The organism is Pseudomonas sp. NFACC45, from assembly GCF_900113505.1.
GTDB lineage: Bacteria > Pseudomonadota > Gammaproteobacteria > Pseudomonadales > Pseudomonadaceae > Aquipseudomonas > Aquipseudomonas tehranensis.
The window spans coordinates 309387-325883 of sequence record NZ_FOPO01000008.1; the positions used below are offsets into that span (position 1 = coordinate 309387).

Here is a 16497-nt window from a genome sequence, read left to right on the forward strand (position 1 = left end):
CTTATTTTTCCTCCAACAGGTGCGTGTTGAACGCCGTGCGCAAGGTGTCGATACCTTCCAGGCGCTCGGCCAGATCAGGGCATTGCAAAGTCAGGCAGGCGATGAGCGCTTCGACCTGAGCCAGCGCCGGCACCAGGCTGTCGAAGGCCGAGATCGATTCCACCGGAGCGCTGATGATCAGGTCGGCCAGTTCCCGTAGCGGTGAGGTGTAGACGTCGCTGAACAGCACCACCCGCGCGTGGCGCTCCTTGGCCGCGCTGGCCACGCGTTGGGCCTGGGCCTGATAGCGACGATAATCGAAGATCAGCACCACATCCTGGCGCTGCACATCGAACAACCGGTCGGGTAACTGGGCGTTGTCTTCCAGGGCAAAACAACCCGCACGCAGCAAGCGCAAGTGGTTGAGCAGGTATTGGGCAAGGAAGCTGCTGAAGCGCCCGCCAAAACAATGCACCTGATGCCGGCTGTCGAGCAGCCATTGCACGAGAATACGCACGTCTTCGGGTTGAGTCAGGGCCTGGGTGTCGGTGAGGATACGCTGGCTGGTGGCCAGGTACTGGCTCCAGGTGTCGCCTTGCTGCAATTTGGCCCGCGGTTGCAACAGGGTGCGAGGGGAGCGCAGGCGATGGTCCATGTCACTGAGCAGCGCATCCTGGAATTCGGCATAACCGCCAAATCCGAGTTTTTTCACCAGCCGCACGATCGTCGGATCACTGACCCCGGCATGATCGGCCAGGCGCGACATCGGCCCGAGGCCGTTGCGCGGGTAATGATCAAGCAGGGCCCGTACGACCTTGCGTTCTGACGGCGTCAAAACCAAGCCCGGATCGGTAATCAGGTCTCGAAGAGGCGGCATCCGTGCTCCTTGCCTGGATGGGTGTTGGATTTCTTTCATAACTCCTGAAAATAGTATTTATGTAGCGGGTACTACATGTCCAGTGGTTTTTACGTTCTGTTTAAAATGCACGAAAGTAGTGCGAAAGCCTTGTAGGACGGGGACTTGATCGCATAGATCCGATATGTCAGTTGATGCCTCTGTCGGTGTAAGACATAACGCCTTTTTGTCTCAGTTATTTGATTTCATATAAGGTGTTGTACAAGAAAAAGCCTGAGTATCACCTCCATGAAACCCGTTCGACTCTCTGAGTACCGTGCGTGCAAGCCACTCGCCTGACCCTGATCTGCCATGCCCGCACCGTCGCCCAGAAGCAGGCGCGTTTCGGTCTGGATGAACCGCTGGAGGCCGACTGGCTGGCCAAACGCCCGGAGCCGGGCCACGGCTACCGAAATGTCCGGCAGTTGCTCTGTGGGCCGGAGTTGCGCACCCGGCAGACTGCCGCCCTGTTTGGCGACAAGGTTCAGGTGGTCGCTGACCTGGCCGACTGCGATCTGGGTCGCTGGCGTGGCTTGTCCATCGACCAGTTGCTCCAGGTCGAGCCGCAACCCTTGCAAGCCTGGCTCGACGATCCCGATGCCGCTCCCCATGGCGGCGAATCCGTCACCCGCTTGTGCCATCGTGTCGGAGACTGGCTGGCTAGCCTGGAAGGCCGGCCGGGGCATGTGTTGGCCGTCACTCATCCGTTCGTGATCCGCGCGGCCCTGGTGACGGTATTGGGCTGTCCGGCAGCCGCCTTCAACCGTATCGACATCGAACCGCTGTCCACTGTCGAGTTGCGTTTCAACGGGGTGTGGCGGTTGCGCACCCAGGGGCCGGGCCAGGAGTCACTTGAATGAAAAAACTGTCAGTCATCGGTATCGGTGCCGGCGATCCGGATTACCTGACGATCCAGGCGGTGAAAGCCTTGAATCGGGTGGATGTGTTCTTTCTCATGGACAAGGGGCCTGCCAAGCAGACGTTATTGGATCTGCGGCGGGAAATCTGCCAACGCTACATCGTTGATCGTACGTACCGCTTCGTCGAAGCCTACAGCCCCGAGCGACAACGCGGCGACGTGGACTACGCCGCCAGTGTCGAAGATCTGAACCGGGCGAAGCAGGCCACCTTCGAGCGGTTGATCGATGATGAGTTGTCTGATGGGCAGTGCGGCGGTTTCCTGGTCTGGGGCGATCCGTCGTTGTACGACAGCACCGTGCGTATCTTGCAGTCGATTCTCGACGCGGGTCGCTGCGCCTTCGAATTCGAGGTGATTGCGGGCATCACCAGCGTCCAGGCCCTCGCGGCACAACATAAGGTGCCATTGAACAGCATCGGTGGTTCGCTGGAGATCACTACCGGCCGCCGGCTGGCAGCAGGGCAGGTCGGTGACTCGCCAAGCGTGGTGGTGATGCTTGATGCTGAAGATGCGTATCGCCAGGTATCCGATCCGGATACGCATATTTACTGGGGGGCCTATGTGGGGACCCCGGATGAAATCCTCATCGCCGGCCGGCTCGGGGATGTGGCTGATGACATCGAACTCGCCCGCAAGGCTGCGCGGCAGGCCAATGGGTGGATCATGGATACTTATTTGTTACGCAAACCTTGATACCTCAAACCCCAATATTCGGCAGTTCCCGTGTCAACTGACCGCCTTCGCCCCACGCCCAAACCGCTCCCGGTACACCGACGGCGCCAACCCCACCACGCTGCGAAATGCCACGCGAAAGCTTTCCACCGAGCGGTAGCCGCACAACTGGGCGATGTTGTCGGTGTTGTCTTCGGTGCTTTCCAGCAGCTCACGCGCCCGGGCCAGGCGCTCATGTTGCAGCCAAGCCTTGGGCGATAGCCCGCAGGCCTGGGTGAAATGCCGCAGAAAGGTTCGTTCGCTCATGGCCGCCTGGCTGGCCAGTTCGCGCACACCGAGCGGCTCATGCAGGCGTTCGCGGGCCCAGTGCATGACACCGGACAAATCGCTGCGTGGCGTGCGGCTGACCGGCGCAGGAATGAACTGCGCCTGGCCGCCTGTGCGTTGTGGCGACATCACCAATCGCCGCGCCACGGCGTTGGCGACCTGCGTGCCGAAATCCCGCGCCACCAAGTGCAGGCAGGCATCAATGCCCGCGGCGCTGCCGGCCGAGGTAATGACTTGCCCCGAATCCACGTACAGCACATCCGGGTCTACCAAGATGGCGGGAAAACTTCTGGCCAGTTCGTCGGTGTAGCGCCAGTGAGTGGTAGCACCCAGCCCATCGAGCAACCCGGCGGCGGCCAGCACGAACGCCCCGGAGCAGATCGACAGCAGGCGCGCGCCCCGGGCATGAGCGCTGCGCAGTGCCTCAAGCAGCGCCGGCGGCGGTGGTTCGTCGCGACTGTGCCAGCCGGGCACCACGATGGTTCGCGCCGTTTGCAGTAGCTCCATGCCGCCATCGGCCAGGATCTGGAAGCCGCCCATGGCCCGCATCGGGCCGTCGTCGACGGCCACGATCCGGTGTTTGTACCAAGGGAAGTCGAACTCAGGTCGGGCAAGGCCGAATATCTCGATGGCAATGCCGAATTCGAAGGTGCACAGGCCGTCGTAGGCGAGGATGGCGACCAGACCGGGATTAGGCTGCATATGGCGGAAAATTCCCACAGAGTGTCTTGTGCGCCACTGTAGCGGTAAGCATCGGCGGGATAAAGTCTGCTCACCCCCTCATTTGCTGTGGAGTACACACGCATGACCAGTCTGGTTCGCCAAGTGCCTGCCGCCCCGTCCGACCTAGCCCTGCAACATTTCAGCCGGCGTCTGATGTTCGAAACCGATTGCTCCGACGTTCACGCCAGCCAACAGGCGGGAGAAGTCGATTTTGTGCTGGTGGACGTGCGTGGGCCCCTGGCTTACGAACGCGGGCACGTGCCCGGGGCGATCAATTTGCCAACCCGCTCGCTGACCGCCCAGGCGCTGGCGGCTTATCCCAAAACTGCGCTGTTTGTAGTTTATTGCGCGGGCCCGCATTGCAACGGTGCGAACAAGGCGGCAGTGCGTCTGGCGACCCTGGGCTATCCGGTCAAGGAAATGATTGGCGGTGTAATGGGCTGGCTCGATGAGGGCTTTCGCCTGAACGGTGCGGTGGAGCGCGTGACGGACACGGCTGTCGGCTGCGATTGCTGATCCTTTCCAGGAAGCAGGGTGCAATCCCTGTGACCTGGTTGTTTCTATAAATATTTGTCGCCTCAACACAATTCGCCTCCTGAGTGCCCCTCTAGACTGCCGGCCACTTCGGTTTTTAATGACCGAACGCTGCCTAAGAATCTGCCGATAACCTGCTAATAAAAACCCTGCGCACTCAGGAGCAAAAATGAACAAGCTAACAATGTTTGGTGCCCTGGCACTGTCCGTGCTGTCCTTGTCGGCCGTGGCCGAAGACGCCAAGCCGATCCGCCTCGGAATCGAAGCCGGTTACCCACCTTTCTCGATGAAAACCCCCGACGGCAAGCTGACGGGTTTCGATGTTGATATCGGCGACGCGCTGTGTGAACAGATGAAGGTCAAGTGCACCTGGGTCGAGCAGGAATTTGACGGCCTGATTCCGGCGCTGAAAGTGAAGAAAATCGACGCGATCCTGTCGTCCATGACCATCACCGATGACCGTAAGAAGAACGTCGACTTCACCATCAAGTACTACCACACTCCGGCGCGTTTCGTGATGAAGGAAGGCAGCGACGTCAAGGATCCGCTGACCGAACTCAAGGGCAAGAAAGTCGGTGTGCTGCGCGCCAGTACCCATGACCGTTTCGCCACCGAGGTGCTGGTGCCGGCGGGCATCAACCTGGTTCGCTACAGTTCCCAGCAGGAAGCCAACCTGGATATGGTCGCCGGTCGTCTCGACGCCATGCTCGCCGACTCGGTCAACCTCGACGACGGCTTCCTGAAAACGGATGCCGGCAAAGGTTTTGCCTTCGTGGGCCCGACCTATGAAGATGCCAAATACTTCGGTGGCGGTGCCGGCATTGCCGTGCGCAAGGGCGATAAGGCCCTGGCCGAGAAATTCAACGACGCCATCACGCAGATCCGCGCCAACGGCACGTACAAGAAAGTGCAAGACAAGTACTTCGCTTTTGATGTCTACGGGCATTAATCGCTGAAACCAAGGTGGCCCGCCGTTGACCCGGTCGGCCACCTTTTTCATGGGCGAGTGTTTTACCCCGGCGCCCGTCGAAATACCGTTATTGGGAGTTCCTCATGCAACGCATCGACCATACCCTGCCATGGAGCCACCTGGGCACCGAGCGCCGGCTCAGTGTGTTTCGTTACGGCCACGGTCCACGCAAGGCGTATATCCAGGCCAGCCTGCACGCCGATGAATTGCCCGGCATGCGCACGGCATGGGAGCTGAAACAACGACTCAACGAGCTTGAGACCCAAGGCTTGCTCAACGGCGTGATCGAACTGGTGCCCGTGGCCAACCCCATCGGCCTGGACCAGCATCTGCAGAGCGCTCACCTGGGACGTTTCGAACTGGGCAGCGGCAAGAACTTCAATCGGTCTTTCGTGGAACTCAGCGCGCCGGTGGCACAACGCATCGGTGATCGCCTGGGCGACGACCCGGCTGCCAATATCACGCTGATCCGCCAGACCATGGTTCAGGTGCTGGATGATCTGCCGGCGCCGCCCTCACAACTCGAGGCCCTGCATCGCCTGCTGCTGCGCCATGCCTGCGACGCCGATGTCACCCTGGACCTGCATTGCGACTTCGAGGCGGCGATTCACTTGTACGCCTTGCCGCAACACTGGCCGCAGTGGCGCTCCCTGGCCGCGCGGTTGAAGGCGGGCGTGGCGTTGCTGTGCGAAGACTCTGGCGGCAGTTCGTTCGACGAGTCCTGTTCCTCGCCCTGGTTGCGTCTGGCCAAGACCTTCCCCGAGGCCGCGATCCCGCCGGCCAACCTGGCGACCACGCTGGAACTGGGCAGCATGGGCGACACCCGGGTGGCTCAGGCCCAGGCCAATTGCGAAGCCATTCTCGGGTTTCTGGCCGAGCAGGGTTTCATCGGGGGTGACTGGCCGCCCGTGCCAGCGCAATGTTGTGAAGGTTTTCCGTTCGAAGGCACTGAGTACCTGTTTGCGCCGCATCATGGAGTGGTGAGCTTCCTGCGCGAGGCCGGTGAGTGGGTGGACCAGGGCGATCCGTTGTTCGAAGTGGTCGATCCGTTGAGCGATCGGGTCACCACTGTACGGGCCGGCACCAGCGGCGTGTTGTTTGCCCTGGACCGTGGGCGCTATACCCAGCCTGGCATCTGGCAGGCGAAAGTTGCCGGGCGAGAGCCGATTCGCGCGGGGAAATTGATCAACGACTGATAACTGCTGTCTACCTCAGCGCACGCTCGTTGCCGTGCGGCTATCGAACGATGGAGGAAGACTGATGTTCAAAGCGCTCGCCCTGTTGCTGTTGGTCGTGTCTTGCGGTGTGCAGGCTCAGCCTGCGCTGCACACCGATTTACCCCTCAATTACCTGGCCCACGCCGATGAGCAGGCCAGGAACCGGCCGTTGGTGATTTTCCTGCATGGCTCCGGCGGCAGCGAACAAGATCTGTTCGACCTCAAGGATGAACTGCCCAGTGACTACAACTACCTATCGGTGCGAGCGCCCAAGACCGTGGAACGGGGCCAGTATCAATGGTTTGCCAAGAAGGGCGAGGGCGCCTACGACGGTGATACGGCGGACCTGAGGGCCAGCGGCCAGATGCTGTTGGATTTCATCGAGAAGGCTCGGGTCAAGTACCCCACCGATGCGAGCAACGTCTACCTGGTCGGTTTCAGCCAGGGCGCGATGATGAGTTACGAGGTCGCCCTGCGCCATCCCGAGGCCGTCGGCGGCATTGCCGCGTTGGGCGGGCGGGTGCTGTCAGTGCTACGGGCCGAGCTGACCCCCGACGAGTCGCGCCGGACGCTGGCGGTGTTCATCGGTCATGGTACGGCGGATTCGGTGATCCCATACCATGACGGCACCGAGGCAGACAGCTTTCTCAAGACCCTGGCCTTGGAACCCGAATTCCATGCCTATCCGGGCGTTGGCCACAGCGTCAGTGCCATGCAGGTGCGGGATCTGCGGGCCTGGCTGGAGCGGCTTAATCCCTGATCAGTGACAGGGATCCTGAGTGTGCCACCGCCATCGCGAGCAGGCTCGCTCCCACAGGACCGGTGGCAATCCAGCATTTGAGCACCGCTCGGAAAATGTGGGAGCGAGCCTGCTCGCGATGAAAACCACCCGGTCCATCAAGTCACTGACCCGCGACGATCTGCTTCACCAGCGCCTCATGCCCGGCCTTGTCGCTGGCCCGGGAAATGATCTGTACCACTGCCATGCGCGTGCCGGAGGCGCCCAGTAAGGTGCTATCGAGGGTCGGCCCACCACCTTGGGTCGCCTTGGTATCGAGTTGGCGCAGACCCAGGCCGGTGCCTTTTTGGGTCAGGCTTTTCTCGCTCAGGATCTTGGCGTCCGGCAGGGCCTTGGTTTTCTGAACGGCGAAGTCGGCCATGGTGGCGTCGAGGAATGTGCTGTCGTCGTCCTTCACATTCGTGCCATCGATGATGGTGTTTTCAGCCGTGATCACCACGGTTTTACTCGTGGCATTGCTGTACATCGTCCCCTTCGCCCCAGCCGTGCCCTGGGCGGCGTCGCCGGCCGGAAGCGGCGTCGCAGTGAACCCCTTGGGCAGGGTGAAGTTGAACTTGCCTCCCAGCAGGGAAATCTTTTGTGCCGGGGCTGCGCCGGCGGTTTTGGGCGGGGCGGCATAAGCAGGCATCATCACCAGACTGGCGATGGCCGTCAGCACCAGGGCAGCGGCTTGTTTACTTACCAATGACATTGAAACGCTCCACAGAGGGGTATGCTTGAGCGCGATCATCCCATGGGCGTCCAACCGGCTCCAGCGCCGGTCACGAGTGCGCCACATCATTTGTGCGTGGAGCAGAGGCGCGCACCAGCAAGCGGCGGGTCACCAGCAGCATGACCACCGACACCGCGACACTCACGACAAAGGCCGGCATGCCGAGAAACGGCAGGGTGAGGGCCAGGGTCAGGCAGAACGCGGTGAAGCAATACATACCGGTGGCCGTGGCCCGCAGCAACGCGGCGGTGAAGGCCGCGCCCCGGGTTTGCTGGGAGAACACCGCCATGACGCTGCCCAGCACCGGGAACACCGCCAGTAGCCCGCTCCAGCGTTCACCCACGGTGCTGGCCAGCAGCGTCACCGCCAGGGTCAACAGCGCGCCAGCGACCATGCGTAGCAGCAGTTTGTCGGATTTGGGCGCCGGCCCGGTCATCACCGGTCGAACCGTCGGGAACAGATAAGGCGCGGCCAGCAACGCAACAATGGCGATCACGCTCGACAGCGGCAGCGAGGCCGGCAACCAGGACAGCACCATCGCCACCAGCGCCCAGACGCCCAACGCGATACCCAGCGCCCACGGCCAGTCACGATGCTGGGCGACCCGGGCGTACACCACGCAAAATGCAATCATTGCGAACATGGCCGACAGCGCCGCTGTCGCCGACTGAGCGGCAAACGCCTCGCCCTGTTCCAGGGCCAGGAACAACAGAATCGGACCCACCACCACCGGCAACCCCGACAGCCAACCGGCCACACTCGGTCCCCAACGCCTGCCTGCCAGGGAAATCAACAACAGGAAAGCGGGAATCACCAATAATTTGAGCAGCAGCACGGGGTTGTCCTTGTCAGGCGTCGGGCCGACACGTTAGCACCGACCTTCCAGTTTCAGCGATCCCAGTAGGGCACTTCGCCAAAGCACTGCAGAAAAAAGTCGATCACGGTACGCACTTTTACCGACAGACGTCGGCTGCCCGGCCAGAGAATGGCGATCTGCTGGGGCTCGAGGCTGTTGGAGGCTTCGTAGTCGCGCAATACCGGCACCAGGGTGCCGTTGCGCACGGCTTCGCCGATCAGCCACGACGGAAACATCACCAGCCCCAGGCCTTGTTCGGCTGCCAGGGTCAGGGTGTCGGCGTGGTTGCCGGTGATCGGCCCTTTGACGCTGTAGGGCGTCCAGGCCTGACCCGGACGGCGGAAAAACCAGCGCTGCTGGCCGGCCACGCCCTTGTAGGCCAGACACTGATGGTTTGCCAGATCCTGAGGTTTGAGCGGCGTGCCGCAACGTGCCAGGTAAGCGGGGCTGGCGGCGATCTGAAAGCGGTGAGGGGCGAGGATTCGCGCCTGCATGCCTGAATCGTGCAGCGGGCCGATGCGAAACAGCAGGTCAGCGCCTTCTTGCAGTGGGTCGACGTAGCTGTCGGTTTGCTGGATGTCCAGTTGCAGCTTCGGGTAGCGCTCACACAATGACCCCAGCCACGGCGTCAGATGGCGCTGGCCGAACACCACCGGGGCATTGATCCGCACCAGTCCGGCCGGCTCACTGTGTTGTTCCTGCAGCGCCTGTTCGGCTTCTTCCAGTTGCACCAGCAACAGGCGTGCATGATGGCCCAGCAGGCGGCCCGCCTCGGTGGGCGAAACGGCGCGGGTGTGTCGATACAGCAACTGCTGGTTGAGGGCCTGTTCCATCAACTGGATTTGCCGGGAAATCGACGACGGCGCCAAGCCTTCGCGCCGGGCCACCGCCGAGAAACTGCCGTGGTCGAGCACAGCGACAAACAATCGCAGGGCCTTGAAGCCAAGTTCGTTGAGACCGTGCATGACCAGCTCCGCTGTGCGAGTTACGCAAAAGTGTTGTCGGGATGCTCCCATTTATCGCACAGCTGCGCCAGCCGATAATCGCGCTCATTGTTCTTCTCACAGGTTCTGATCATGCAAGCGTCTTCACTCAACGCCGCCGCGCCGGCGGCTGCCGCCAAGCCACGAGCGCTTTTGCGCTGGCTCTTGTTGCCTCTGGTGATTCTGGCCGGCATGGGCCTGTCGGTAGAGGCCGGTCTACTGGGGCCTCTGGGGGTTCAAGTGGGGCATCTCTGGGCGACGCTGAGCATTTTCGGCGTCGGTTCGGCGATTCTGTTTCTGCTGTTGCTGCTCAGTGGTCCGCAACAAGGCCCGGCCCTGAATGAGTTGCCGCGCTGGCAATTGATCGGCGGTTTCCTGGGGCCGATCTACGTGGTGGTGCTGACGCTTGCCACGCCCCACATTGGCATCGCCATGACCATGGTCGCAATCCTTTCCGGGCAAGTGGGCAAAAGCGTGCTGATCGACCATTTCGGCTGGTTCGGTGCAACCCGCAAACGGGTCAACGGCGAGCGCTGGCTCGCCTTGGCGCTGATCGTCGTAGCCCTTGTCCTGATTGCCCGAGGTTGAACATGAATCTGTTTTTGCTATTGCTGCTGGTCGTTGTTGCCGGTGCGGTGTTGAGCGTGCAGGCGGCCATCAACGGTCGCCTGGGCCAGACGGTTGGTGTGCTGCGCAGCAGTCTGCTGACATTCGTGGTGGGCACGGTGGTCACCGGGTTACTGATCGTGTTTTTTGAACCCGCTTACGCCGTCAGCTTGCTGGACGTGCCGAAATGGCAACTTGGCGGTGCCTTGTTTGGCGTGGTGTACATGATGGTCATGGTCGGCGCGGTGCCAAGGGTCGGCACCGCCGTGGCGACCGTGGCGGTGATACTCGGGCAGCTGGCCATGGGCATGCTGATCGACCATTTCGGCTGGTTGGGCAACCCCGCTATGGCGTTGTCCGAGAGCCGGGTGCTGGCAATGGCCTGCCTGGCACTGGCGCTGGTGTTCATGTATCGCAGCAGTGCGCGGCAGGTCTGAGAACGGTCAGTTGGGCTCGACTTCCAGTCGCAGACTGCCATCGTCCAAGCGCTTGGCAAGCCGGACAATACCGCCAATGTGCCGGCCTTCGGTGCTGAAGACCACGACCTCGGCTTTTTCCAGATCATCCGGCAGTGGCGGCTGTACGTGCAGGGCGAACCACACCGGTTCACCGTCATCCAGGCGTTGGACTTCGTAGCGGCAATCGATGCTTTTGGTTTGGCGGCCAAACAGCGTGTCGAGGCCATATTTAAGGTCGGTGCTGTCGTCGGCAGTAGGGGCGAGGGACATCGGCGGTCTCCTGAGATGAGTGCTCGGCGGGTCTTCTAGTGATTCCTCTGCTGGGGGAAAATTCAATGGGTTCGCGTCGGCACAGAACCGGTGGCGTTGCTGCTAGAATCGCCCACCTTGACTTACGAGAGGTATGCCCATGAGCGAGCCGATTCGCCTGACCCAGTACAGCCACGGCGCCGGTTGCGGCTGCAAGATTTCGCCACAGGTGCTGGAAGTGATCCTGGCCGGCAGCGGTGCGCAGAACCTTGACCCCAAGTTGTGGGTTGGCAATGCCTCCCGGGACGACGCCGCGGTATACGCCATCGACGAGGAGCGCGGGGTGGTTTCCACCACCGACTTCTTCATGCCGATTGTCGACGATCCTTTTGATTTCGGTCGCATCGCCGCCACCAATGCCATCAGCGACATCTACGCCATGGGCGGTGATCCGTTGATGGCGATTGCGATTCTCGGCTGGCCGGTCAACGTATTGGCCCCGGAAATCGCTCGTGAAGTGATTCGCGGCGGTCGTTCCGTGTGTGACGAGGCTGGCATTCCCCTGGCGGGCGGCCATTCGATCGATGCGCCGGAGCCGATTTTCGGCCTGGCGGTCACGGGCCTGGTGCAAAAGCGTCATATGAAGCGCAACGACACCGCCACTGCCGGTTGCCGCCTGTACCTGACCAAGCCTTTGGGCATCGGCATCCTCACCACCGCGGAAAAGAAAGGCAAGCTGCGCGCCGCCGATGTGGGCCTGGCCCGCGACTGGATGTGCACCCTCAACAAACCGGGCAGCCACTTCGGCAAGCTCGACGGCGTGGCGGCGATGACCGACGTCACCGGTTTCGGCCTGCTCGGGCATCTGGTGGAAATGGCCGATGGCAGCCAGGTGACGGCGCGTATCCGCTACGACGCGGTGCCGCGTCTGCCGGGCGTCGAGTATTACCTTGACCAGGGCTGCGTACCGGGCGGTACGTTGCGCAACTACGACAGCTACGCCAGCAAGGTCGGGCGCCTGCAGGAGCTGCACAAGCGAGTGCTGTGCGACCCGCAGACCAGCGGTGGGCTGCTGATCGCTGTCACGCCCGAGGGCAACGAAGCGTTTCTGGCGGTGGCCGCGCAACTGGGGCTTGCACTGGAGCCGATCGGTGAACTGATCGAGCGACAGACCTGTGCGGTCGAGGTGTCTTGATGACCAACGACCTCACCGATTACCGCGACATTTTTCTCAATGACCGACCGATGATGGACACCCGTGCCCCCGTCGAATTTCTCAAGGGCGCATTCCCCGGCGTGGTCAATCTGCCGTTGATGACCGACATCGAACGGCAACGGATCGGCACCTGCTACAAGCAGCAGGGCCAGCAGGCGGCCATTGTCCTGGGGCATCAATTGGTGTCCGGCGATACCAAGGCGCAACGCATCCAGGCCTGGGCCGAGTTCGCAACGGCCCATCCTGACGGTGTGTTGTATTGTTTCAGGGGGGGCTTGCGGTCACAGATTGTCCAGCAGTGGCTCAAGGACGAGGCGGGCATTGACTATCCCAGGGTCGGCGGTGGCTACAAGGCCATGCGTACATTCTTGCTCGACACCGTCGAGCAAGCGGTTGCCCAATGCGACCTGGTGTTGCTGGGCGGCATGACCGGCACCGGCAAGACAGAAGTGCTGACGCAACTGGGCAACAGCCTGGATCTGGAGGGCTACGCCAATCATCGCGGCTCGAGCTTCGGCAAGCGCGCCACCGGGCAGCCTTCCAATATCGATTTCGAGAATCTGCTGGCCGTGGATGTGCTGAAAAAACGTGCCGCTGGTATTGAACAGTTCGTGCTGGAAGATGAAAGCCGCATGGTCGGCAGTTGCGCCTTGCCACTGCCTTTGTACCAGCGCATGCAACAGGTTCCGATGGTCTGGCTTGAGGACAGCCTGGAGCGACGGGTCGAGCGGATCCTGCGCGATTACGTCATCAACCTGTGCGGCGAATTTGTCGCAGTCCATGGCGATGAAGGGTTCTCGCTGTTTTGCGAACGGTTGCTGGGAAGCCTCAATAACATCCATAAACGCCTGGGTGGCGACCGCCATCGACGTTTGCACCAAATCATGGAAGCTGCCCTGGCCGAGCAGGCGAACAGCGGCGCCGTCGACTTGCATCGCGGCTGGATCGAAGGTCTGTTGCGTGAGTATTACGACCCGATGTACGTGTTCCAGCGCGAGCAGAAGGGCGGGCGGATCGAGTTCGCCGGAGAGCAGGGCGCGGTGCTGGAATATCTGCGTGAGCGAGCGGCCCGCAAAGGCTGATCGCTTCTTTCCAGCCTAATGCCTGCGGCCTATGTCGGACAAGTTTCCTGCCCGTTGTCCAGGCCTTGCTTGTAGTTCTGGCTGGTGAGACTGGCCTTGCCGTTGTGCCACGTCAGGGTCAGCACGTACAGCGAATCGAAATCCCCCGATTCCCAATCATCGGTAATCGTCTGCTTCTTGCCCAGCGCGTCGCTGGCGACCTCGTTGATCAGCTCCGGCAGGTAGCCGTGTGACCAGGCGGTGTAGATGGTCGAGTTGTGGTACTTGTCGTGCAGCAGTTCGTCCGCCAGGTCGCTGGTGTCATTGGCTGAATACTCGATGTTCACCGGCAGCCCGAGCTTGATGGCACTGGGGCTGATGGTCATCAGTGGGCGGATGTAGCTGTAGGAATTGTCCAGCTCGCCCTCTTCGACGTTGCGGGTAGGGTTGGCCGCGAACACATAGTCGGCCTTGCCGAATTTCTCCGGGAGCAGGGTGGCCAGGTCGATGGCGCGATTCAGCCCCTGGCAATTGAGCTGGCCCAGGCCGCCGGCGGGTTTCTCGGCGTGGCGCAGGAACACCAGGGTCTGGATGCCGTCGGCCGGTTGGGCGCGACTGACGCTCGACTCCAGCAACAGCGCCAGGCCACAAGCGACAAGCAGCGTAGGCAACATCAGCCACGGTCGGCGCTTGAAGCGTTTGGCGAAATTCAGTGGATTCATCATCGAATAATATTCTTCGGCTCTCTCACATCAGGCTGACAAACCCGGGCACCACGAAGTTTTTGGCTTCAGGTGTTTTCCTTGTCGTGACGCCGCTTCGATTTCTCGGGGCATTGCTCAGAGTCTTCTGACGCCCTTTGGTTCGATACCGACCGATTCCGTGCACTGTAAGGCCTCCTTCCAAGAGGTAGGGCGAATGTTAGCGACAGGATGTTGCGGATTTAAGAATGGGGCGTGCGAGTTTCGTGACGCGTTCATTTGGGTTTCGTATTTAAAGAATCGCCTTACACCTGCCGTCTCCTCCTCTGACTTATTTTCCCTGCCGTCCTCGGCAAAGTCTCGCGTCCGTTTCCGTACCGCGAGATTTCCGCATGTTCGTCCCCGACAAACTCCTGGCTTTGAACAACGTCATCGGCTCGCTGGTGATTGCGGCCATGGACCCCGAGCAGCCGGATGTCGAAGCGGTGCTGGCGGATTTTCGCACTTGTCTGAACGACTACGACAGCTGGGCTGAAAGCTTCTGGGCCGGCTGGGCGCTGGATATCGAGCAGGTGTTCAAGGTCGGCAACGAAGTGTCCCTGGCGGCACCGAAGGACCTTGATCAACCCGTCAGCGCCACGGTCGTCGCTTGTCCGGCGGGCGGTCCGCTGACGCTGGTGCACATGTTCCAGGCGGCGCGCTTCGTCCCGATCGGCGACACGCCGGTGATGCTGGAACCGGTCATCGCAGGCGAGCCGGGGAAGGAAACGTTCGGCGAGCCGGTCCATCACGTGATCGGCCCCAGCGGCATCCTGGAAATCCCCAAGTGTTGGCGGGGGCAGCGTTATCGCATCAGCTTTTTTCCAAACGTGACGGCGGACCATACCCGGGCGCTTTTTGCCTCTTACCAAGACGTGATCGGCGAACTTGAAGGTTGGCTGAAAGCGGAGTGGGAAAACGAATTTCAACCGCTGTGGGCGGAGTTTTCCGACAGCGGATTTCTCGAGCGCTACGACGTATTGCAGCAAGCCGATTGGCGCGGCTTCACAAACGCCCTGCATCAGCTATGGGATGACGTCAAACAGGTCTTCGAGCTGCTGGCGGACTTGCAGGTCAATAGTGAAAAACTGCTGGAGTACTTGACCCAGGTCGAGCTTGAACAACTGCTCAAAGCTTCTTCGGAGGCGATCGCCAAAGGGTTGATGGTGTTGAGCGACGAGCCGTTGCTCTTCGTGCATATGGCGGCGTTCGCCAGTTGGCTGCGGATGTTGCCACCCCAGTACGCCGCTGAAGTCGTGGGCGAGATGCGCGCCTCGGTGCTGATCAATTTCCTGCTGATGCGTTTGACCGGGGGGCTGGGCCTGGGCGTGCGCATGAGCGGCAAAGTGCTGGCCCGGCTCCGCTCGGAGCGTGCCCGGGAGTGGTTGCTGGCGTCGAGCCTGAGATTGGGCCAACTCACCCCCGACCGGCTCAATCAGCATGCCGATGTGCTCAAACCGTTGGTGGTCAGCCAGCGTGGGCCTTTAAAACCGACGCCTGTCGGACCTTTGCACATCACTCCTGAACACTCTGCACCATTGTCCGTCAGTAATCCCGCCGCCGTGGCGCGGGAAAAGTCCCAGGGTTCCACGCGCCTGAGCCAGTTCGAACCCCACGACGACGCCTCGGCTCAATCGAAAACCCCCAACGGCGACAGCGCCGACACCGCGGCCCTGACCCAAACCAGCGGCTGCCCGGTGTCGATGGTCACCGGCGAGGAACTGCTGACCCTGGACGACGGCACCCTCGATGGCTGCTTGCCGTTTGTCTTCACCCGCTTGTACCGCACCAGCGCGGTGGACCTGGACGTCGGCCTGGGCCGTGGCTGGAGCCATGCCCTGGCGCATCGCTTGTTGTTTGAGGGCGAGCAGGTCATCTGGATCGACCAGGAAAACCGCCGTACGCCGTTTCCGCTGCCCACCGACCAGCGCCCGGCGATTCACAACAGCCTGGCCCGCGCGGCCATTTACCTGGGGGCCGAGCCGGACGAACTGATCATCGCCCAACCCGGCGAAAACGCACCTTTCCTACACTTTCGCGACGGCCATCTGACCGCCCTCAGCGACCGCTACGCCAACCGCCTGACGCTGCAGCGCAACATCCACGGCGACATCAGCCGCCTGGACAACGGTGCCGGACGCTCCCTGCGCTTGCGTTACGAACAGCGCCATCTGGTCGCCATCGACTACCAGCGCTTTCACCCGGCCCTCACCCTCGATGAGGCCTGGCGCACCGAACAAACGCTGGTCTCCTACCGTTACGACGGCCGTTTCCGGCTGATCGAGGCGACCAACGCCGCCGGCGAAAGCGAACGCTACGACTACGACGACCAGCACGTCATCCTCCAGCGGCAACTGGCCGGCGGCGCGAGTTTTTTCTGGGAATGGCAAGGGGCCGGACGCGCGGCCCGCTGCGTGCGGCACTGGGCCTCGTTTGCGCAGATGGACAGCCGCTACACCTGGGGCGAGGACGGGCAGGTCACGGTCCAGCACCTGGATGGCAGCCAGGAGGTGTACGTCCACGACGAGCGGGCGCGGCTGGTGCGCAAGGTCGAGCCCGATGGCGGCCAGCACCTCAAGGC

At 61.7% G+C, this 16497-nt stretch carries 18 protein-coding genes; 11 read left to right on the top strand and 7 right to left on the bottom strand.

Annotated features, from left to right (window positions below):
* Nucleotide 1 precedes the first annotated feature (1 nt).
* The gene (locus tag BM132_RS17025; protein ID WP_047228455.1) at nucleotides 2-856 is read right to left on the bottom strand and encodes a MurR/RpiR family transcriptional regulator; all 855 of its coding nucleotides are present in this window, start codon (nucleotides 854-856) and stop codon (nucleotides 2-4) included.
* A 299-nt stretch (nucleotides 857-1155) separates the two neighbouring features.
* Here BM132_RS17025 and BM132_RS17030 point away from each other — a divergent pair, with 299 nt between their 5' ends.
* Both BM132_RS17030 and cobF read left to right on the top strand, forming a co-directional pair.
* Entirely contained in the window at nucleotides 1156-1734 is a 579-nt protein-coding gene (locus BM132_RS17030) for a histidine phosphatase family protein (protein WP_092457085.1), read from the top strand.
* Complete coding sequence (cobF, locus tag BM132_RS17035) at nucleotides 1731-2486, top strand: precorrin-6A synthase (deacetylating) (protein WP_092457088.1); 756 nt, start codon at nucleotides 1731-1733, stop codon at nucleotides 2484-2486. Before BM132_RS17030 ends, cobF begins: the two co-directional genes overlap by 4 nt.
* Before the next feature lie 33 nt (nucleotides 2487-2519).
* Here cobF and ftrA read toward each other — a convergent pair whose 3' ends face one another.
* Nucleotides 2520-3494 (bottom strand): transcriptional regulator FtrA, encoded by a 975-nt coding sequence (gene ftrA, locus BM132_RS17040; RefSeq protein ID WP_092457091.1) that lies wholly within the window; start codon nucleotides 3492-3494, stop codon nucleotides 2520-2522.
* A gap of 102 nt (nucleotides 3495-3596) precedes the next feature.
* On the opposite strand from ftrA, the gene BM132_RS17045 reads away from it, so the two are divergent.
* The 4 genes from BM132_RS17045 to BM132_RS17060 all read left to right on the top strand — a co-directional run bounded on the left by BM132_RS17045 (nucleotide 3597) and on the right by BM132_RS17060 (nucleotide 6996).
* Nucleotides 3597-4031 (top strand): rhodanese-like domain-containing protein, encoded by a 435-nt coding sequence (locus tag BM132_RS17045; protein WP_092457094.1) that lies wholly within the window; start codon nucleotides 3597-3599, stop codon nucleotides 4029-4031.
* Nucleotides 4032-4218: 187 nt separating this feature from the next.
* Nucleotides 4219-4998 carry an ABC transporter substrate-binding protein gene (locus tag BM132_RS17050; protein WP_092457097.1) on the top strand — a complete coding sequence of 260 codons (780 nt, stop codon included), beginning with the start codon at nucleotides 4219-4221 and terminating at the stop codon, nucleotides 4996-4998.
* A gap of 104 nt (nucleotides 4999-5102) precedes the next feature.
* Nucleotides 5103-6215, top strand: coding sequence for a M14 family metallopeptidase (locus BM132_RS17055; protein WP_092457100.1), 1113 nt, complete (start codon nucleotides 5103-5105; stop codon nucleotides 6213-6215).
* Between the two features lie 64 nt (nucleotides 6216-6279).
* Nucleotides 6280-6996 carry an alpha/beta hydrolase gene (locus tag BM132_RS17060; protein WP_092400668.1) on the top strand — a complete coding sequence of 239 codons (717 nt, stop codon included), beginning with the start codon at nucleotides 6280-6282 and terminating at the stop codon, nucleotides 6994-6996.
* Between the two features lie 142 nt (nucleotides 6997-7138).
* Here BM132_RS17060 and BM132_RS17065 read toward each other — a convergent pair whose 3' ends face one another.
* The 3 genes from BM132_RS17065 to BM132_RS17075 form a co-directional block, all read right to left on the bottom strand.
* Nucleotides 7139-7726, bottom strand: coding sequence for a DcrB/PsbP domain-containing protein (locus BM132_RS17065; protein ID WP_092457103.1), 588 nt, complete (start codon nucleotides 7724-7726; stop codon nucleotides 7139-7141).
* A gap of 70 nt (nucleotides 7727-7796) precedes the next feature.
* Entirely contained in the window at nucleotides 7797-8582 is a 786-nt protein-coding gene (locus BM132_RS17070; RefSeq protein WP_092457107.1) for a hypothetical protein, read from the bottom strand.
* Nucleotides 8583-8635: 53 nt separating this feature from the next.
* Nucleotides 8636-9568 (bottom strand): LysR family transcriptional regulator, encoded by a 933-nt coding sequence (locus BM132_RS17075; protein WP_092457110.1) that lies wholly within the window; start codon nucleotides 9566-9568, stop codon nucleotides 8636-8638.
* Nucleotides 9569-9679: 111 nt separating this feature from the next.
* On the opposite strand from BM132_RS17075, the gene BM132_RS17080 reads away from it, so the two are divergent.
* Both BM132_RS17080 and BM132_RS17085 read left to right on the top strand, forming a co-directional pair.
* Nucleotides 9680-10174 (top strand): DMT family transporter, encoded by a 495-nt coding sequence (locus tag BM132_RS17080; protein ID WP_092457112.1) that lies wholly within the window; start codon nucleotides 9680-9682, stop codon nucleotides 10172-10174.
* Between the two features lie 2 nt (nucleotides 10175-10176).
* The gene (locus BM132_RS17085; protein ID WP_092457115.1) at nucleotides 10177-10629 is read left to right on the top strand and encodes a DMT family transporter; all 453 of its coding nucleotides are present in this window, start codon (nucleotides 10177-10179) and stop codon (nucleotides 10627-10629) included.
* 6 nt (nucleotides 10630-10635) lie between these two features.
* On the opposite strand, the gene BM132_RS17090 is transcribed toward BM132_RS17085, so the two are convergent.
* A complete protein-coding gene (locus tag BM132_RS17090) occupies nucleotides 10636-10920 on the bottom strand; it encodes a hypothetical protein (RefSeq protein ID WP_092400678.1) in 285 nt (94 codons plus the stop codon).
* A 139-nt stretch (nucleotides 10921-11059) separates the two neighbouring features.
* Here BM132_RS17090 and selD point away from each other — a divergent pair, with 139 nt between their 5' ends.
* Complete coding sequence (selD, locus tag BM132_RS17095) at nucleotides 11060-12094, top strand: selenide, water dikinase SelD (RefSeq protein WP_092457118.1); 1035 nt, start codon at nucleotides 11060-11062, stop codon at nucleotides 12092-12094.
* Complete coding sequence (gene mnmH / locus BM132_RS17100) at nucleotides 12094-13197, top strand: tRNA 2-selenouridine(34) synthase MnmH (protein ID WP_092457122.1); 1104 nt, start codon at nucleotides 12094-12096, stop codon at nucleotides 13195-13197. Before selD ends, mnmH begins: the two co-directional genes overlap by 1 nt.
* 29 nt (nucleotides 13198-13226) lie before the next feature.
* Here mnmH and BM132_RS17105 read toward each other — a convergent pair whose 3' ends face one another.
* The gene (locus tag BM132_RS17105; protein ID WP_092457125.1) at nucleotides 13227-13901 is read right to left on the bottom strand and encodes a histidine phosphatase family protein; all 675 of its coding nucleotides are present in this window, start codon (nucleotides 13899-13901) and stop codon (nucleotides 13227-13229) included.
* A 368-nt stretch (nucleotides 13902-14269) separates the two neighbouring features.
* On the opposite strand from BM132_RS17105, the gene BM132_RS17110 reads away from it, so the two are divergent.
* A partial coding sequence (locus tag BM132_RS17110; RefSeq protein ID WP_256244274.1) for a DUF6531 domain-containing protein occupies nucleotides 14270-16497 on the top strand: 2228 nt, incomplete at its 3' end.

Bases quoted from the DNA above. Each gene is read 5' to 3' on its own strand.
- BM132_RS17025 (WP_047228455.1), bottom strand. From the start codon at position 856: ATGCCGCCTCTTCGAGACCTGATTACCGATCCGGGCTTGGTTTTGACG.
- cobF (WP_092457088.1), top strand. From the start codon at position 1,731: ATGAAAAAACTGTCAGTCATCGGTATCGGTGCCGGCGATCCGGATTAC.
- ftrA (WP_092457091.1), bottom strand. From the start codon at position 3,494: ATGCAGCCTAATCCCGGTCTGGTCGCCATCCTCGCCTACGACGGCCTG.
- BM132_RS17045 (WP_092457094.1), top strand. From the start codon at position 3,597: ATGACCAGTCTGGTTCGCCAAGTGCCTGCCGCCCCGTCCGACCTAGCC.
- BM132_RS17050 (WP_092457097.1), top strand. From the start codon at position 4,219: ATGAACAAGCTAACAATGTTTGGTGCCCTGGCACTGTCCGTGCTGTCC.
- BM132_RS17055 (WP_092457100.1), top strand. From the start codon at position 5,103: ATGCAACGCATCGACCATACCCTGCCATGGAGCCACCTGGGCACCGAG.
- BM132_RS17060 (WP_092400668.1), top strand. From the start codon at position 6,280: ATGTTCAAAGCGCTCGCCCTGTTGCTGTTGGTCGTGTCTTGCGGTGTG.
- BM132_RS17065 (WP_092457103.1), bottom strand. From the start codon at position 7,726: ATGTCATTGGTAAGTAAACAAGCCGCTGCCCTGGTGCTGACGGCCATC.
- BM132_RS17075 (WP_092457110.1), bottom strand. From the start codon at position 9,568: ATGCACGGTCTCAACGAACTTGGCTTCAAGGCCCTGCGATTGTTTGTC.
- BM132_RS17080 (WP_092457112.1), top strand. From the start codon at position 9,680: ATGCAAGCGTCTTCACTCAACGCCGCCGCGCCGGCGGCTGCCGCCAAG.
- BM132_RS17085 (WP_092457115.1), top strand. From the start codon at position 10,177: ATGAATCTGTTTTTGCTATTGCTGCTGGTCGTTGTTGCCGGTGCGGTG.
- BM132_RS17090 (WP_092400678.1), bottom strand. From the start codon at position 10,920: ATGTCCCTCGCCCCTACTGCCGACGACAGCACCGACCTTAAATATGGC.
- selD (WP_092457118.1), top strand. From the start codon at position 11,060: ATGAGCGAGCCGATTCGCCTGACCCAGTACAGCCACGGCGCCGGTTGC.
- mnmH (WP_092457122.1), top strand. From the start codon at position 12,094: ATGACCAACGACCTCACCGATTACCGCGACATTTTTCTCAATGACCGA.
- BM132_RS17105 (WP_092457125.1), bottom strand. From the start codon at position 13,901: ATGATGAATCCACTGAATTTCGCCAAACGCTTCAAGCGCCGACCGTGG.